Origin of the sequence: Brevundimonas sp. UBA7534, from assembly GCF_002479325.1 — a bacterium.
In the GTDB taxonomy this organism is placed as follows: domain Bacteria; phylum Pseudomonadota; class Alphaproteobacteria; order Caulobacterales; family Caulobacteraceae; genus Brevundimonas.
On sequence record NZ_DLMO01000095.1, the window covers coordinates 5,767 to 18,487 of the forward strand.

Consider the following 12,721-nt stretch of genomic DNA (forward strand, 5'->3'; position numbering starts at 1 on the left):
CATCGTCGAGCGCACCCGCAAGGGCGGCGGCGAGATCGTGGCCCTGCTCAAGACCGGCTCGGCCTTCTACGCCCCGGCTGAGTCCGCCATCGCCATGGCCAAGTCCTATCTTCTGGACCAGAAGCGCGTCCTGCCGTCGGCCGTCTATCTGAACGGCGAATACGGCCTGTCGGACCTCTACGTCGGCGTCCCGGCCCTGATCGGCGCCGCGGGCGTGGAGAAGGTGGTCGAGTTCACCACCAACGACGACGAAAAGGCCATGCTGGCGAAGTCGGTCGACTCTGTGAAGGGCCTGATCCAGGCCTGCAAGGACATCGACGGCTCGCTGGCCTAAATGCCGGCGGCGGGGCTTCAACGCCTTTGATGTTCAAGAAGGGCCGTGGAGCGATCCGCGGCCCTTTCCCTTTGCGTCAGCTGCCGCTGGAGAAGCGCACGACCCCGATCAGGCCGGCGCGCCACACGCCCTCGTCCTCGACCAGGGGGCTATCTTTGGTGTCGCCCAGCCGCTGCTCGTAGTTGACGAAACCGCCCACGCCGAACCGCTCGCCGACCGGAATGGCCAGGAAGGCGACGGCCCCGGCGCCGGACAGGCCGCCCGACGCCGCGTACGGCTGATAGCCGCTGCCCGGCGCCTGTTCGGGCGTGACGCCGAAGTAGCGCTGGATGCGCTCGTCGTTCCCGCCCACGACATAGCCCGACACGCGGAGCAGACCCACCGGGGTCACGCGTTGATGGCCAATGGAGGCGAAATACTGCAGTCCCGCGTCGTCGCCCGACACGTCCTGGGCCACGCGGCCGCCCACGACCACTCCACCGAAACGCTTGTAGGCGTAGAGGGCCGCGTCGGCGCCGAAATCCGGCCGTTCCAGGCTAGAACCCTCGATGTCGCCAGCGGCGAAGCGGGGACGAAGCTGGACGCCGGCGCGGAAGTCGTCGGTCTTGACGGCGTTCCAGCCGAGGCCGTCCAGGCCGTTGGCGTAAACGATGTCGCGATAGTTGGCCGAGCCCCAGGCGGTGTAGTTCACGTCGTCGCCGGTGTTTCCTGTGGCGCTGAAGCCGTGAGTGATCCCGCCGCCGATGTCGACGCGCCAGGTCTTGGGCGCCTCCACCTGCTCATAGGGCTGGGATTGCGCCAGGGCCGAGCCGGCGACGGCGGCGAAGGCGGCGGACAGGAAAAGGGTGCGAAGCGACATGAAGCGGCCTTGGGCGATCTGCGGAACGCCCGGCCGGGGAGGGTCAGGCCGGATCAGAATGCGCAAGCGCGGCCTTTGGCTCCAACAGGACGCTTGAAGCCGTCTCGATGCGGCTTTCCAGCAACGCCATCATCGGTCCGCGCTTCAGACCGGCGGGAATGGGCTCCAGAAATTCGAAGGTCACCACGCCGGGATGGCGCATGACGCCATGGGCAGGCCAGCAGACGCCCGAGTTGGTCGCCACCGGCCAGCACGGGCCCTCCAGGTCGCGATAGATGGCCGCCACGCCGGGCTTGTAGTCGCCGGGCGCGCCCGGCTCGGTGCGGGTGCCTTCGGGAAAGATCACGATCTGGCGCCCTTCGGCCAGCCGCGCGCGGGCCTGGCGCGCCATGTCCTTCAGCGCCTTGGCGTGACCCTGGCGGTCCACGGCTATCATCTTCGTTTTCCAGGCGAACCAGCCGAAGAAGGGCAACGGCATCAGCTCCTTCTTCAGCACGAAGCAGGCGTCGGGCAGGATGGCCAGCAGCGCCACCACATCCAGCATCCCCTGATGTTTGGACGCCACCAGCGCGGCGCCCGAGGGGCGGTGCTCCAGCCCAGTCACCTCGACCTTGACCCCGGCGATCCAACGCAGCCCGAACAGGACCGTGCGCGCCCAGGCCTTGACCACTCCCATGGCGTAGCGGTGCGGCATCAGCAGCGCCGGCGACAGGCCGATGGCGAATAGCGGCATCGACACATAGAGCCACAGGGTGAAGACGAGGGAGCGCAGCAAGGTCACTTAAGCCGGGGCCTTCTCATCAGCGGGAGCGGTCACGGGCCGGTCGCGGGTCAGGCGTTCGATCCCCTCGCGGCCCAGGGCGACCAGATATTTCATATACTCCAGCGTCATCCGCCGGGCGGTGACCGCCGCGCGCCACCAGCGGGCGTTGTCCAGCGACGGGGTCGACACCGCATAGGGCGTCAGCCGCACGCCGGGCAGGGCGCCGCGGATTTCCACCAGCGAGCGGGGCATATGATAGTCCGAGGTGACGACGATCAGGTCGTCATAGCCCCTGGCGCGCGCCCAGGCGGCGATCTCCTGGGCGTTGCCGACCGTATCCTCCGCCTCGAAGCCCAGGTCGACGCAGCAGTTGAACAGGCGGCTGGAGCCGGGCGTCAGCTCGCGCAGTTCGCGGCGGCGCACCTCGCGGTTCACGCCCGAAATCAGGACGCGCCGGCCCTTGCCCTGTTCCAGCAGGCGGATGGCGGCGTTGACGCGCTCGGACGACGGGCCGGTCAGGGCCACGATGGCGTCGGCGCGCGCCGGCTCCTCGGCCGGCGTCAGGCCCCGCACCCGGTCGGCGAAGGCGAACAGCCCGACCAGCCAGATCAGGGCGACGATGGCGATGATGACCAGCAGCCTCATCCGTCCTGCCTGTCCGAACCCAGCACTTTCAAGGCGGCGAATCTGGCCGCGAGAACCGCCACAGTAGCGGCCAGCAGCGGGCAAGGCGAGAGCAGCAGCAGATCGCTCCACGCCAAGGGCAGCGCCTGGGTCAGGCCTTCGGATCCGCCGAGGAACCGCAGGAAGACCACCAGCACCCCCGCCAAGGCCGCACCGATCGCCCCGGCCGCCAGCGCCATCAGGCCGAACCGCCGCATGAACAGGCCGGCGATGCGCGCATCGGTAGCCCCGTTCAGGCTCAGGGTCTCGATCACCTCGCGCCCCGCCGCCAGGCCCGCGCGGGTGGCGTAGGCGATGGCGGCCCCGGCGGCCAGCGCGATCGCCAGGAAGGCGGCGCCGGCCAGAAGGGCGATCAGCCGCGCCGACCGCTCGACCTCGCCGCGCCACAGGCTGTGATCGTCCACGCTGGCGTCCAGTCCTGCCTCGGCGAGGGCGCGGCTGAGCGTCAGGGCGCCGGCGGGCGCCTCGGGGTCCAGGCGGACAGTGACCAGGAAGGGTAGGGGGAGATCGGGAAGCACCGCGTCTCCCAGCCAGGGTCTAAGCAGGTCTTCGGCCGCCTTGCGGTCCAGGGCGGCGGCCTCCTCGACCCCCTCCACGCCGGCCAGGGTCTCGGCGGCGCGGGCCGCGGCGGCGGCGCCCGATTCGCCGACGCGCGGGCGGACCTGGACGGTGGCTTCGGCGCCCAGCTGACGCGCCCAGCCCTGGGCGGCGCGGTCGGCGGCGGAGCCTGCGACGGCGGCCAGGCAGGCCAGGAAGCACAGCACGGCGATGACGGTCATCAGCCAGGGCTCGCCCGCCGCGGCGGGCGGCAGCAGGCCGGGGCGGCGTTCGGGAACCAGGCGGATCACGCGACCGCCTCGTAGAGACCGCCCTTGTGCAGGTGAAGCACGCGCGCGCCGGAGCGTTCGGCCAGGGCCTGGTCGTGGCTGGCGATCAGCACCGTCGCGCCCAGCCGGTTCAGCGATTGAAACAGACGCAGCAGCTTGTCGGCCATGGCGGCGTCGACGCTGCCGGTCGGTTCGTCCGCGACGATCAGGCCGGGACGGGCGATCACGGCCCGGGCGATGGCCAGTCGCTGCTTTTCGCCGCCGGACAGGGCCGGGGGGCGGGCGTCCATGCGCGCGCCCAGGCCGACCCATTTCAGCATCTCCTCGACATCGGCGGCATGGTCGGCCGCGCGTCCGCCGGCCAGGCGCAGCGGCAGGGCGGCGTTGTCGAAGGCCGACAGATGATCCAGCAGCCGAAAATCCTGGAACACGACGCCCATGCGGCGGCGGAAGACGGGAACGTCGCGGCGGGCGATGTCGGTCACGTCGGAGCCGAACAGGCTGATCCGGCCGGTCCGGGGCCGGGCGGCCAGGGTCAGCAGGCGCAGCAGCGACGACTTGCCGGCCCCCGAGGGCCCGGTAAGGAAGTGGAAAGAGCCGCGCGGCAGAATGAGGTTAACGTCCCGCAGAATCCCGGGCGCATCCGCATAGCCGAAGCCCACGCCCGACAGGCGGACGGTATCGGACGCGGGAGCGGTTTCGGCGGCGCTGGCGGGCGAGGACGGCATGGTTTCGGTTTCAGGGACGGGGCGCGGGTCGCGCCTCTCGGGAGGGGGCGCAAGCCTCGCAGTCAGACGACATGATACTGACCTGCCCCGCCTGCGCCACCAGCTATTTCATTCGCGACGACCTGGTCGGACCGACCGGGCGCAAGGTGCGTTGCCAATCGTGCGGCGAGGTGTGGCGCGCAGGCGTCGAGGAGCCGCTGGAACTGACCGCCGAGCCGGAGCCGAAGCCGGCCGCCGCGCCTGAATCCGCGCCCGCGCCCGAGCCGGCCAGCCTAGCCGAAACGCCGGCGCCCGAACTGCCCAAGGCCTTCCGCGCCCGCGCCGAACAGCAGCGCCGCCTGCGCCGTGCAGCGGCTCAGGGCGCCGTCTGGGCCGCGATGGCGGCGATCTTCGTCGGTCTGCTGGTCTCGGCCTGGCTGTTCCGAGTCGAGGTGGTCCAGGCCTTCCCCCGCGCGGCGGCCGCCTACGCCATGGTCGGCGCGCCGGTGAACCCGGTCGGGCTGGACTTCGAGGCGATGAGCGCGCGCGAGGCCCCCGACCAGCCCGGCATGGTGTTGGTCGCCGGCGCCCTGCGCAATGTCCGCGACGAGGAGATCGTGGCCCCGCCCGTGCGCGTCGCCCTGCTGGACGAGCATGGCGCGGAGGTCGGTTTCAAGGTGATCCCGATCGACGCCGCCCCGGTCCTGCCCGGCAAGGTTCAGGGCTTCGCCGCCCTGATCCCCGACCCTGGCGGCCACGCGGCGGACATCGGCGTGAACTTCGCGCCGGCTCCGGCCCAGCGTCCCAGGGCCGAAACAAGCGCCCAGCGGCACGGGGCCGCCGCGCCCGAGGCCTACGGTCATGGGGCCGCCCATCACGAGCCGGCGCAAGCGACGGGCGCGCTGCAGACGGCCGATACTTCGGCCGACCGCGCGCCGTCGGCCTCGCCGGACGCGTCGCCCGCCAACGCCCAGACCCGGGGCCTGCGCCCCGCCTCCGCGCCCGGCTTCGGCGGTTCGGCCGCCGCCCCGGTCGACGCCCGGCCGCTGACTGCGGTGGACAGCGCCCACGGGGAGGCGGTATCGGCCTCCCATCATGGCTGACACCTCCCCGACGCCGACCGTCCTCCTGCCCGAGGCGGAGATCTCCCGCATCGTCGCCGACCTGGCTCGACGCATCGCGCCCGCCATCGACGACGACACCGTGGCGGCGGTGTTGCTGACCGGCGGCCTGTGGTTCGCCGCCGACCTGACCCGCGCCCTGGCGCGCGAGGGCCGGCGGGTCCGTTTCGACGCCCTGTGGTTGGCCTCATACGGTGACGACAAGACCAGCCGGGGCGCGATCGACGTCTATGCGCCGTTCCAGCGGCCGATCGACGGGCGCCGCGTGCTGATCCTGGACGATGTGTTCGACACCGGCCTGTCGCTGGCCGAGGCGGTGCGGATCGCGCGCGAGGGCGGGGCGTCCGAGGTTCTGACCTGCGTGTTCGCGCGCAAGCCCTGGCCCAAGCCCCGCGCGCCCGAGCCGGACTTCGTCGGGTGGGAGGCGCCGAACCGGTTCCTGGTCGGCTACGGCCTGGATCACGCCGGGGGGCTGCGCGGCCTGCCCGACATCTGCGCGATGGATTAGAGCCAGTCGGCGAACGGCTCGCGGTCCAGCATTTCCTCATAGGTCGGACGCGGGCGGATGACGGCCCATCGGTCGCCGTCGACCAGCACCTCGGGGACCAGGGGACGGCTGTTGTATTCGCTGGCCATCACCGCGCCATAGGCGCCGGCGCCGGTGAAGGCGACCAGGTCCTCGGCCTCCAGCATCGGCAGGTCGCGGTCGCGGGCGAAGGTGTCGCCGGTCTCGCACACCGGGCCGACCACGTCGTAGGGTCGCGCGGCGCTTGGGCTTGGCCGCACCGGGACGATGTCGTGGAAGGCGTCGTAGAGCGCCGGACGCATCAGGTCGTTCATGGCCGCATCCAGCACCAGGAAACGGCGGCCGTCGGAACGCTCGGTGACCTGAATCACCTGGCTAAGCAACACGCCGGCGTTTGCGGCCAGCAGGCGCCCCGGCTCGAAGGCGGCCTCGACCTCCAGGCCGTCCAGCACGCGCGCGGCCATGGCGACATAGTCGGCGGGGGACGGGGGCGCCGCGCCGCCGGCGTAGGGCACGCCCAGGCCGCCGCCCAGGTCCAGCCGGGTGACGGCGCAGCCCTGGCCCCGCAGCGTCAGGGTCATGTCGGCCAGGACGCGGAAGGCGGCTTCCAGCGGGGTTAGGTCGGTGATCTGGCTGCCGATGTGGCAGGCCAGGCCCACGGGCGTGACATGGGGCGAGGCCGAGGCGCGCGCATACAGTTCCAGCGCCTCTTCGACCGGTACGCCGAACTTGTCGCCCTTGCCGCCGGTGGTGATCTTGGCGTGGCCGCCAGCGCCGATATTGGGATTGACGCGCACGGCGACGGCGGGGCTGGCGTCCATCAGGGCCGCGACCTGGATCAGGCGGTCCAACTCGGCCCCCGATTCGATGTTGATCTGGCGTACGCCGACAGCGATGGCGAAGGCCAGTTCGACATCGGTTTTGCCCACGCCGGAGAAGATGATCCGCTCCGCCGGAACCCCAGCGGCCAGGGCGCGGCGGATCTCGCCTTCCGACACCGTGTCGGCCCCCGAGCCCATCTTCGCCAGCGTCGCCAGCACCGACAGGTTCGAGTTGGCCTTGACCGCGAAGGCGATCAGGGCCTCGCCCAGGGCGTCGCGGTGCGCGTCGGCGGCCGCCCGCAACAGGCCGTAGTGCCGCTTCAGCGTGGCGGTGGAATAGACATAGACGGGTGTGCCGACCTCGTCGGCGAGGGTCTCCAGCGAGACCCCCTCGGCGTGGAGCACGCCGTCCTTCGGTTCAAAATGATGCAAGGCCTAGCGGGGTTCGTTCTGGGCGGCGCCGGCGCCGATGGGATTGGTGGGGCCGCCGTCGATCGGCACGCTGCTGGACGGACGGTTCACCGTCGCCGGCTCGGGCAGGGACGGCGCGTCGCGGTCGCGCACGGCGCGCTCGGTCTCGCGGCGCGGGGCCTCCAGGTCGGTCATCCGGCCGCAGGCGGAGGTCGCCAGCGCCAGGACGCCGATGACAAGCACGGATTTCTTGATGATCACAGGCGCTTCCTCCAGTCGGCGACGCGCGCGCGGACCTGTTCCGGCGCGGTTCCCCCAAAGCTCTGACGGCTGGCGCAAGAAGCCTCGGGCGAGAGCACCTTGTAAACCGCCTGCGTGATGCCGGCGTCGAGTTTTTGCAGTTCTTCCAAGGGCAGTTGCGCCAGGTCCACGCCCAGGACTTCGGCCCGCTTCACCGCGGCTCCGGTGACGTGGTGCGCCTTGCGGAACGGCAGGTTCAGTTCGCGCACCAGCCAGTCGGCCAGGTCGGTGGCGGTGGAAAAGCCCCAGGCGGCCGCCTCGGCCATCCGTTCGGTGTTCGGACGCAGGGCCGCGACCATGGCCGTCATGGCGTTCAGCGCCAGGTCCAGGGCGTCGAAGGCCTCGAACACCGGCGGTTTGTCCTCTTGCATGTCTTTGGAATAGGCCAGCGGCAGGCCCTTCATCACCGTGGACAGGGCGACCAGCGATCCCATGATGCGGCCGGTCTTGGCGCGGACCAGTTCGGCGGCGTCGGGGTTGCGCTTCTGCGGCATGATCGAGCTGCCGGTGGTCAGGTCGTCGGGCAGGGTGGCGAAACCGAACATCGGGGTCATCCAGACCACGATCTCCTCGGCCAGGCGCGACAGGTGGCCGGCCGTGATCGAGGCGGCGGCGAGGCTTTCCAGCGCGAAGTCGCGGTCCGACACGGCGTCCAGGGAATTGGCCATCGGCCGGTCGAAGCCCAGTTCGGCCGCCGTCATGTGGCGGTCGATGGGGAAGGGCGAACCGGCCAGGGCGGCGGCGCCCAGCGGGCTTTCGTTCATGCGCGAACGGGCGTCGGCGAAGCGGCCGGCGTCGCGGCCGAACATCTCGACATAGGCCATCAGGTGATGACCCAGGGTCACCGGCTGGGCGGTCTGCAGATGGGTGAAGCCGGGCATCAGGTCGCCGGCGTGCTGTTCGGCGCGGGTCAGCAGCGCCAATTGCAGCGCCTTCAACTGCACCACGCTGCGGTCGCAGGCGTCGCGGACCCACAGGCGGAAGTCCAGCGCCACCTGGTCGTTGCGGCTGCGCGCCGTGTGCAGACGGCCCGAGGGCTCGCCGATCAGTTCATTGAGGCGCGCCTCCACATTCATATGGATGTCCTCGAACTGGTCACGGAAGGGGAAGGTCCCATCCCGGATCTCGGCCTCGACGGCGTCCAGTCCGCCCAGGATGGCCTCGGCGTCGGCCTGCTGGATCACGCCCTGTTTGGCCAGCATGCGGCAATGGGCGCGCGATCCGGCCAGATCCTGTGCCCACAGGCGTTGGTCCACGCCGATGGAGACGTTGATCGCCTGCATGATCTCGGCGGGGCGCGACGAAAAGCGCCCGCCCCACATGTCTTGACCGGCGGGCTTCAGGGGCGCAGTCGAACCGCCGTCAAGGGTGGCGTCGGAAGAGGTCTGGTCTGTCATGAGCGGCTCGAGAAAGGCGATCTGGGCGGTGGTCGGCGGTCTGGTCCTGGTCGGAACCCTGGCCGGCGCGGGAGGCGTGGCGATGTCGCTATACGCCAATCACCGCCGGACCGCGCAAGAGCAGCCGGCCGATCCGGCCGCATCAGCACAGAAAAGCGACCTGGCCCGCTTCGCGGTCGGCCCCCTGGCGGCGCTGGAAATGCCGGCGGATGCGCCCCCTGCGCCTGATTACGTCTTCCGCGACGCGCACGGCACGGCCGTCCGTTTCGCCGCCTTCCGCGGCAAGGTGGCGGTGGTCAATCTGTGGGCCATGTGGTGCGCGCCCTGCCGCCAGGAGATGCCGACGCTGGCGGCCTTGGCGCGGCGCTATTCCGACCGCGAGGACATGATCGTGGTTCCGGTCAATGTCGACGCCACGCCGGAAGGCGTCGCCCAGGCCAAGGCCTTCCTGGACGACCACCGTCCGCTGCCGTTCTACGGCGACACGCGGTTTCAGCTGCCGTTCGAGTTCCCCGGCAAGGGCAAGATGCCCCAGACTATCCTGCTGGACCGCGAGGGCCGCATCCGCGCCGCCCTGTCGGGAGAGGCGGATTGGGACGGACCCGAAGCACGCGCCCTGATCGACGCGTTGTTGGCCGAGGGCAGCGGGGCGGCGTCCTCGCCGACCTGACGTCAGTGGGCGGGGACGCGCTGATCCGTGGCCGGGTCGATGGCGCCGGGGCGGCCCTCGGCGGCGGCCTCGGACTGGTTCTCCTCCAGCTCGCCGGCGACCTTGCCAGCCCCGGTCTCCACGGCCTGAGCGGCCTTCATCGCGCCCGCCTCGATCACTTCGCCGGCCTGGGCCGCGGCGTCCTGGGCCTTGTCGCCAGCGGCCTCGGCGTGGACCTCGGCGCGATCCTGCTCTGCCTCGGTGCAGGCGGCGGCGCCCAAGGTCAGGACGGCGGCGGCGAGAATGGTGGTGACGCGCGGGCTCATGGCTGATCTCCGGTCAAGGTTGGCTTGGCCGTGGAACGCGGAAATTCGGCGGAGGTTGCTCTTGGCGGCGCCTTCGCCCTGCTAGCCTATGAACATGCCCGCCATCGCCACGCCGAAGGCGACCAGTATGCCGATCGTCGAGGCGAGGGCTGCGATCGCCCCGATCACAAGTAGCGCTTTCAGCACGCCGTCCCGAGTCTTGGTGTTCATGACGCGATTTTGGCGCGCCCGTTCGACGCCGTCGAGAGCGGGGAGGTCCAGGCGTGCTGCTAGGTCTCGAAAAAAAGGCCGGGATGAACCGGCGGTGGTGGCTGGGGGCGGGATCGAACCGCCGACCTGTGGGTTATGAATCCACCGCTCTAACCACCTGAGCTACCCAGCCGTCGCCTCTCGCACGGACAGCCGGTGCGAAGGGAGGCGTGCCTATATCGCCGCCCGGCCGCCGGTTCAAGTCATCCGATGCGAAAGGCTGCGGCGATCGGGCGCACAACAACCGCGTCCTCGGAACGCTAACGCTGACGGCGTCGTTTCGCGGGCGTTCGCGTCGCCCCTTCCAGAGAGCCCCGTCCATGCGCCTGATCGTTTCCGCCGCCTCCGCGTCCCTCTTGGTCCTGGCCGCCGCCTGCGGCGCCAATGGCGAGGCGAGGCAGGACGCCTCTCCTGGCGCGCCGCTCGAGACCCGCCCTGCTAACGGCTCCGGGCAGGAGCCCGCCTTCGCCGGCCAGACGCGGGCGCCGGCTGTACGAACCGAACAGGCGCTGACGCACGCGGTCGTGGCCTCCGGGCTGGAGCGCCCCTGGGGACTGGCGCTGCTGCCGGACGGAAACTGGCTGGTGACCGAAAAGCCGGGCCGGATGCGGATCGTCACCGCTCAGGGACAGGTCGGACAGCCGATCCAGGGCCTGCCGCCCGTCGACGCGCGGGGCCAGGGCGGCCTGCTGGACGTGATCGTCGGGCCAAGCTTCGATCAGGACCGGCGCATCTATTGGAGCTACGCCGAACCGCGCGAGGGCGGCAACGCCACCTCGGTCGCGCGGGGCCGCCTGTCGCAGGACGGCGGCCGCGTGGAGGACGTCCAGGTCATCTTCCGCGCCTTGCCGACCTATGACGGCGACAAACATTTCGGCTCGTCGCTGGCCTTCGCGCCCGATGGAAAGCTGTTCGTGACCCTGGGCGAACGGTCGGACAAGCCGATGCGGCCCCAGGCCCAGGACCTGGGCTCGCACATGGGCAAGACCATCCGCATCAACGCCGACGGCTCGGTCCCTCAGGACAATCCCTTCGTCGGCCGGGACGGCGCGCGGCCCGAAATCTGGAGCCTGGGCCACCGCAACGTCCAGGGCGTCGCCATCCAGCCGGGCACGGGGGCCGTCTGGACCATCGAGCACGGCACGCGCGGCGGCGACGAGGTCAATCTGGACCGCCCGGGTCTGAACTACGGCTGGCCCGACGCCGCCTATGGGGTCGAATACGCGGGCGGGGCGATCAACGCCGGCGATACGGAAAAGGCCGGGACGGAGCAGCCCATCTATTACTGGGACCCGGTCATCGCGCCGGGCGGCGCGGTCTTCTACCAGGGAGCGATGTTCCCCCGCTGGAATGGAAACCTGCTGGTGGCGGCGCTCAAGGAAAAGCACGTCGCGCGCCTGGTGATCGAGAATGATCGTGTCGTGGGCGAGGAACGGCTGTTGAGCGACCTGGGCGAACGGGTTCGCGACGTGGCCGTCGGACCGGACGGGGCGATCTGGGCCGTCACCGACGAGGACGACGGCAAGCTGGTCAGGCTGGCCGCCGCGCGCTAGGCTCGGGTCCAAGGGGCTGTTTGAAGGAGTACGCCGATGCGCGTGATGATTTCGCTTGCCGTTCTGGCCCTGCCGCTGGTCGCCGGCTGCGCTACCAGCGACGTTCCAAACCGATACCAGATCGAAATGGATCGACTTGAGGCCCAGTGCACGGAACGCGAAGGCGTATTGCAGCCGACCGGATCGCAGAGCGGCGAACCGGCGCGCGATTACGCCTGCCGCATCACCGGCGGGGCCAGCCGCCTGAACTGACGGCTGGCCGGGCGCGCGCGAACTAGCGCAGCGCGCCCCTCTCGTCTGCCGGGGTCGAGGTGGCCACGGGCTCTTCGATCAGGGCGCTTTCGACGTCGTCGCCTTCGAAGGTGCGGGTCTCGGCCGGAATCTCCGGGTGGCCCTTCAGCTCCGCCATCGCCGTCTTCTTGCGGGCCCGCATCTGGTCGGCCAGGGCGTCCATGTCCAGGCCGGCCGCGCGGGCCTGGCTGAACATCCCTTCGGAGCGCTTCTCCTCTTCTTCGACATGGTGCTCGATCATTTCCGACAGCACCTTGACCTTGGCGTCATAGAAGGCCTCGTCCGGGCCGCCGGCCTCGATGTCGTTGATCAGGACCTTGGCGGCGTCGTGTTCGACATAGGCCTCGTTCAGGTCGGATTCGTCGATCTGGCCGCGACAGGCCGGATAGAAGATTTCCTCCTCGATGATGGTGTGAACCTTCAGTTCAAGGCAGGCCTGCTCGGCCAGGGCCTGCTTCCTTTCCTTGCCGCGCGCCTTCTCGAACTGTTCGAAGATGTCCTCCACCTTGCGGTGGTCGGCCTTCAGCATGGCGATAGCGTCCATCTCTTCATAGGTCTGGGTCATGACGTCCTCCTGGTTGTCGCTGCCTCAAGCCGCGACGCCGATGGGCGTTCCAACCGCAAAGCTAGGTGAGAGTCGTTCTTCTCTGTGCGTGTTCGCACCCTGCCACCCAAGGCGGGGCCGCGCGTTCAGGGTTGATCGCCCCAGCCCCCTGGCGCATGCCGGCGTGGCTTATTACTTGACGTTGACGTAAACGTAGGGTTCTTGGCGTCGACGCCTTGACCCACGTTCCCGGGGTCCAAAAGAGGAGACGCCTGATGGCCGACGCCTATTCCACCCTGCTGATCGAACGCCACGCGGACGGCTATGCGGTCGTCACCCTGAACCGGCCCGAGGCGCTG

General features: G+C 70.2%; 16 protein-coding genes, 1 tRNA gene and 1 pseudogene. 6 read left to right on the plus strand and 12 right to left on the minus strand.

What is annotated here, in order from left to right:
* A pseudogene (locus tag B2U11_RS07145) lies at positions 1 to 334 on the plus strand (malate dehydrogenase); the annotation flags it as partial.
* Positions 335 to 410: 76 nt separating this feature from the next.
* Here B2U11_RS07145 and B2U11_RS07150 read toward each other — a convergent pair.
* The 5 genes from B2U11_RS07150 to B2U11_RS07170 are packed head-to-tail and all read right to left on the minus strand — an operon-like array spanning position 411 to position 4,195.
* Positions 411 to 1,193, minus strand: a complete 783-nt coding sequence (locus B2U11_RS07150) for a MipA/OmpV family protein (RefSeq protein ID WP_292070837.1) — start codon at positions 1,191 to 1,193, stop codon at positions 411 to 413.
* Between the two features lie 43 nt (positions 1,194 to 1,236).
* On the minus strand, positions 1,237 to 1,974 hold the full coding sequence (locus B2U11_RS07155) for a lysophospholipid acyltransferase family protein (protein ID WP_292070838.1): 738 nt from the start codon (positions 1,972 to 1,974) through the stop codon (positions 1,237 to 1,239).
* Positions 1,975 to 2,601, minus strand: coding sequence for a YdcF family protein (locus tag B2U11_RS07160; RefSeq protein WP_292070839.1), 627 nt, complete (start codon positions 2,599 to 2,601; stop codon positions 1,975 to 1,977).
* Positions 2,598 to 3,488 carry a cell division protein FtsX gene (locus tag B2U11_RS07165; protein ID WP_292070840.1) on the minus strand — a complete coding sequence of 297 codons (891 nt, stop codon included), beginning with the start codon at positions 3,486 to 3,488 and terminating at the stop codon, positions 2,598 to 2,600. The genes B2U11_RS07160 and B2U11_RS07165 overlap by 4 nt, the downstream gene beginning before the upstream one ends.
* A complete protein-coding gene (locus tag B2U11_RS07170) occupies positions 3,485 to 4,195 on the minus strand; it encodes a cell division ATP-binding protein FtsE (protein ID WP_292070841.1) in 711 nt (236 codons plus the stop codon). Before B2U11_RS07170 ends, B2U11_RS07165 begins: the two co-directional genes overlap by 4 nt.
* Before the next feature lie 71 nt (positions 4,196 to 4,266).
* Here B2U11_RS07170 and B2U11_RS07175 point away from each other — a divergent pair, with 71 nt between their 5' ends.
* Both B2U11_RS07175 and B2U11_RS07180 read left to right on the plus strand, forming a co-directional pair.
* The gene (locus B2U11_RS07175) at positions 4,267 to 5,277 is read left to right on the plus strand and encodes an MJ0042-type zinc finger domain-containing protein (RefSeq protein WP_292070842.1); all 1,011 of its coding nucleotides are present in this window, start codon (positions 4,267 to 4,269) and stop codon (positions 5,275 to 5,277) included.
* Entirely contained in the window at positions 5,270 to 5,803 is a 534-nt protein-coding gene (locus tag B2U11_RS07180) for a phosphoribosyltransferase (RefSeq protein WP_292070843.1), read from the plus strand. Before B2U11_RS07175 ends, B2U11_RS07180 begins: the two co-directional genes overlap by 8 nt.
* On the opposite strand, the gene lysA is transcribed toward B2U11_RS07180, so the two are convergent.
* From lysA to argH, 3 genes are read right to left on the minus strand one after another with little or no spacing between them, the layout of a single operon-like run.
* The gene (gene lysA / locus B2U11_RS07185) at positions 5,800 to 7,074 is read right to left on the minus strand and encodes a diaminopimelate decarboxylase (RefSeq protein ID WP_292070844.1); all 1,275 of its coding nucleotides are present in this window, start codon (positions 7,072 to 7,074) and stop codon (positions 5,800 to 5,802) included. The two genes, B2U11_RS07180 and lysA, sit on opposite strands and share 4 nt — an antisense overlap.
* 3 nt (positions 7,075 to 7,077) lie before the next feature.
* Positions 7,078 to 7,314 carry a hypothetical protein gene (locus B2U11_RS07190; protein ID WP_292070845.1) on the minus strand — a complete coding sequence of 79 codons (237 nt, stop codon included), beginning with the start codon at positions 7,312 to 7,314 and terminating at the stop codon, positions 7,078 to 7,080.
* Positions 7,311 to 8,750 (minus strand): argininosuccinate lyase, encoded by a 1,440-nt coding sequence (argH, locus tag B2U11_RS07195; protein ID WP_414632945.1) that lies wholly within the window; start codon positions 8,748 to 8,750, stop codon positions 7,311 to 7,313. The genes B2U11_RS07190 and argH overlap by 4 nt, the downstream gene beginning before the upstream one ends.
* Here argH and B2U11_RS07200 point away from each other — a divergent pair.
* Positions 8,749 to 9,420 carry a TlpA family protein disulfide reductase gene (locus B2U11_RS07200; protein WP_292070846.1) on the plus strand — a complete coding sequence of 224 codons (672 nt, stop codon included), beginning with the start codon at positions 8,749 to 8,751 and terminating at the stop codon, positions 9,418 to 9,420. The two genes, argH and B2U11_RS07200, sit on opposite strands and share 2 nt — an antisense overlap.
* A 2-nt stretch (positions 9,421 to 9,422) precedes the next feature.
* Here B2U11_RS07200 and B2U11_RS07205 read toward each other — a convergent pair whose 3' ends face one another.
* The 3 genes from B2U11_RS07205 to B2U11_RS07215 all read right to left on the minus strand — a co-directional run bounded on the left by B2U11_RS07205 (position 9,423) and on the right by B2U11_RS07215 (position 10,107).
* The gene (locus B2U11_RS07205; RefSeq protein ID WP_292070847.1) at positions 9,423 to 9,725 is read right to left on the minus strand and encodes a hypothetical protein; all 303 of its coding nucleotides are present in this window, start codon (positions 9,723 to 9,725) and stop codon (positions 9,423 to 9,425) included.
* Positions 9,726 to 9,806: 81 nt separating this feature from the next.
* Positions 9,807 to 9,935 carry a hypothetical protein gene (locus B2U11_RS07210; protein WP_292070848.1) on the minus strand — a complete coding sequence of 43 codons (129 nt, stop codon included), beginning with the start codon at positions 9,933 to 9,935 and terminating at the stop codon, positions 9,807 to 9,809.
* Positions 9,936 to 10,030: 95 nt separating this feature from the next.
* Positions 10,031 to 10,107, minus strand: a tRNA-Met gene (locus B2U11_RS07215).
* Between the two features lie 187 nt (positions 10,108 to 10,294).
* Between B2U11_RS07215 and B2U11_RS07220 the strand changes: the two genes are divergently transcribed.
* Together B2U11_RS07220 and B2U11_RS07225 are read left to right on the plus strand one after the other, a co-directional pair.
* Positions 10,295 to 11,527, plus strand: a complete 1,233-nt coding sequence (locus B2U11_RS07220; protein ID WP_292070849.1) for a PQQ-dependent sugar dehydrogenase — start codon at positions 10,295 to 10,297, stop codon at positions 11,525 to 11,527.
* 45 nt (positions 11,528 to 11,572) lie between these two features.
* Positions 11,573 to 11,779 (plus strand): hypothetical protein, encoded by a 207-nt coding sequence (locus B2U11_RS07225; protein WP_292070852.1) that lies wholly within the window; start codon positions 11,573 to 11,575, stop codon positions 11,777 to 11,779.
* A 22-nt stretch (positions 11,780 to 11,801) separates the two neighbouring features.
* Here B2U11_RS07225 and B2U11_RS07230 read toward each other — a convergent pair whose 3' ends face one another.
* Positions 11,802 to 12,383 (minus strand): hemerythrin domain-containing protein, encoded by a 582-nt coding sequence (locus tag B2U11_RS07230; protein ID WP_292070850.1) that lies wholly within the window; start codon positions 12,381 to 12,383, stop codon positions 11,802 to 11,804.
* Positions 12,384 to 12,721: the final 338 nt, after the last annotated feature.

Coding starts and splice junctions, on each gene's coding strand:
- B2U11_RS07150 (WP_292070837.1), bottom strand. CDS start 1,193: ATGTCGCTTCGCACCCTTTTCCTGTCCGCCGCCTTCGCCGCCGTCGCC.
- B2U11_RS07160 (WP_292070839.1), bottom strand. CDS start 2,601: ATGAGGCTGCTGGTCATCATCGCCATCGTCGCCCTGATCTGGCTGGTC.
- B2U11_RS07170 (WP_292070841.1), bottom strand. CDS start 4,195: ATGCCGTCCTCGCCCGCCAGCGCCGCCGAAACCGCTCCCGCGTCCGAT.
- B2U11_RS07175 (WP_292070842.1), top strand. CDS start 4,267: ATGATACTGACCTGCCCCGCCTGCGCCACCAGCTATTTCATTCGCGAC.
- B2U11_RS07180 (WP_292070843.1), top strand. CDS start 5,270: ATGGCTGACACCTCCCCGACGCCGACCGTCCTCCTGCCCGAGGCGGAG.
- B2U11_RS07200 (WP_292070846.1), top strand. CDS start 8,749: ATGAGCGGCTCGAGAAAGGCGATCTGGGCGGTGGTCGGCGGTCTGGTC.
- argH (WP_414632945.1), bottom strand. CDS start 8,750: ATGACAGACCAGACCTCTTCCGACGCCACCCTTGACGGCGGTTCGACT.
- B2U11_RS07205 (WP_292070847.1), bottom strand. CDS start 9,725: ATGAGCCCGCGCGTCACCACCATTCTCGCCGCCGCCGTCCTGACCTTG.
- B2U11_RS07210 (WP_292070848.1), bottom strand. CDS start 9,935: ATGAACACCAAGACTCGGGACGGCGTGCTGAAAGCGCTACTTGTGATC.
- B2U11_RS07220 (WP_292070849.1), top strand. CDS start 10,295: ATGCGCCTGATCGTTTCCGCCGCCTCCGCGTCCCTCTTGGTCCTGGCC.
- B2U11_RS07225 (WP_292070852.1), top strand. CDS start 11,573: ATGATTTCGCTTGCCGTTCTGGCCCTGCCGCTGGTCGCCGGCTGCGCT.
- B2U11_RS07230 (WP_292070850.1), bottom strand. CDS start 12,383: ATGACCCAGACCTATGAAGAGATGGACGCTATCGCCATGCTGAAGGCC.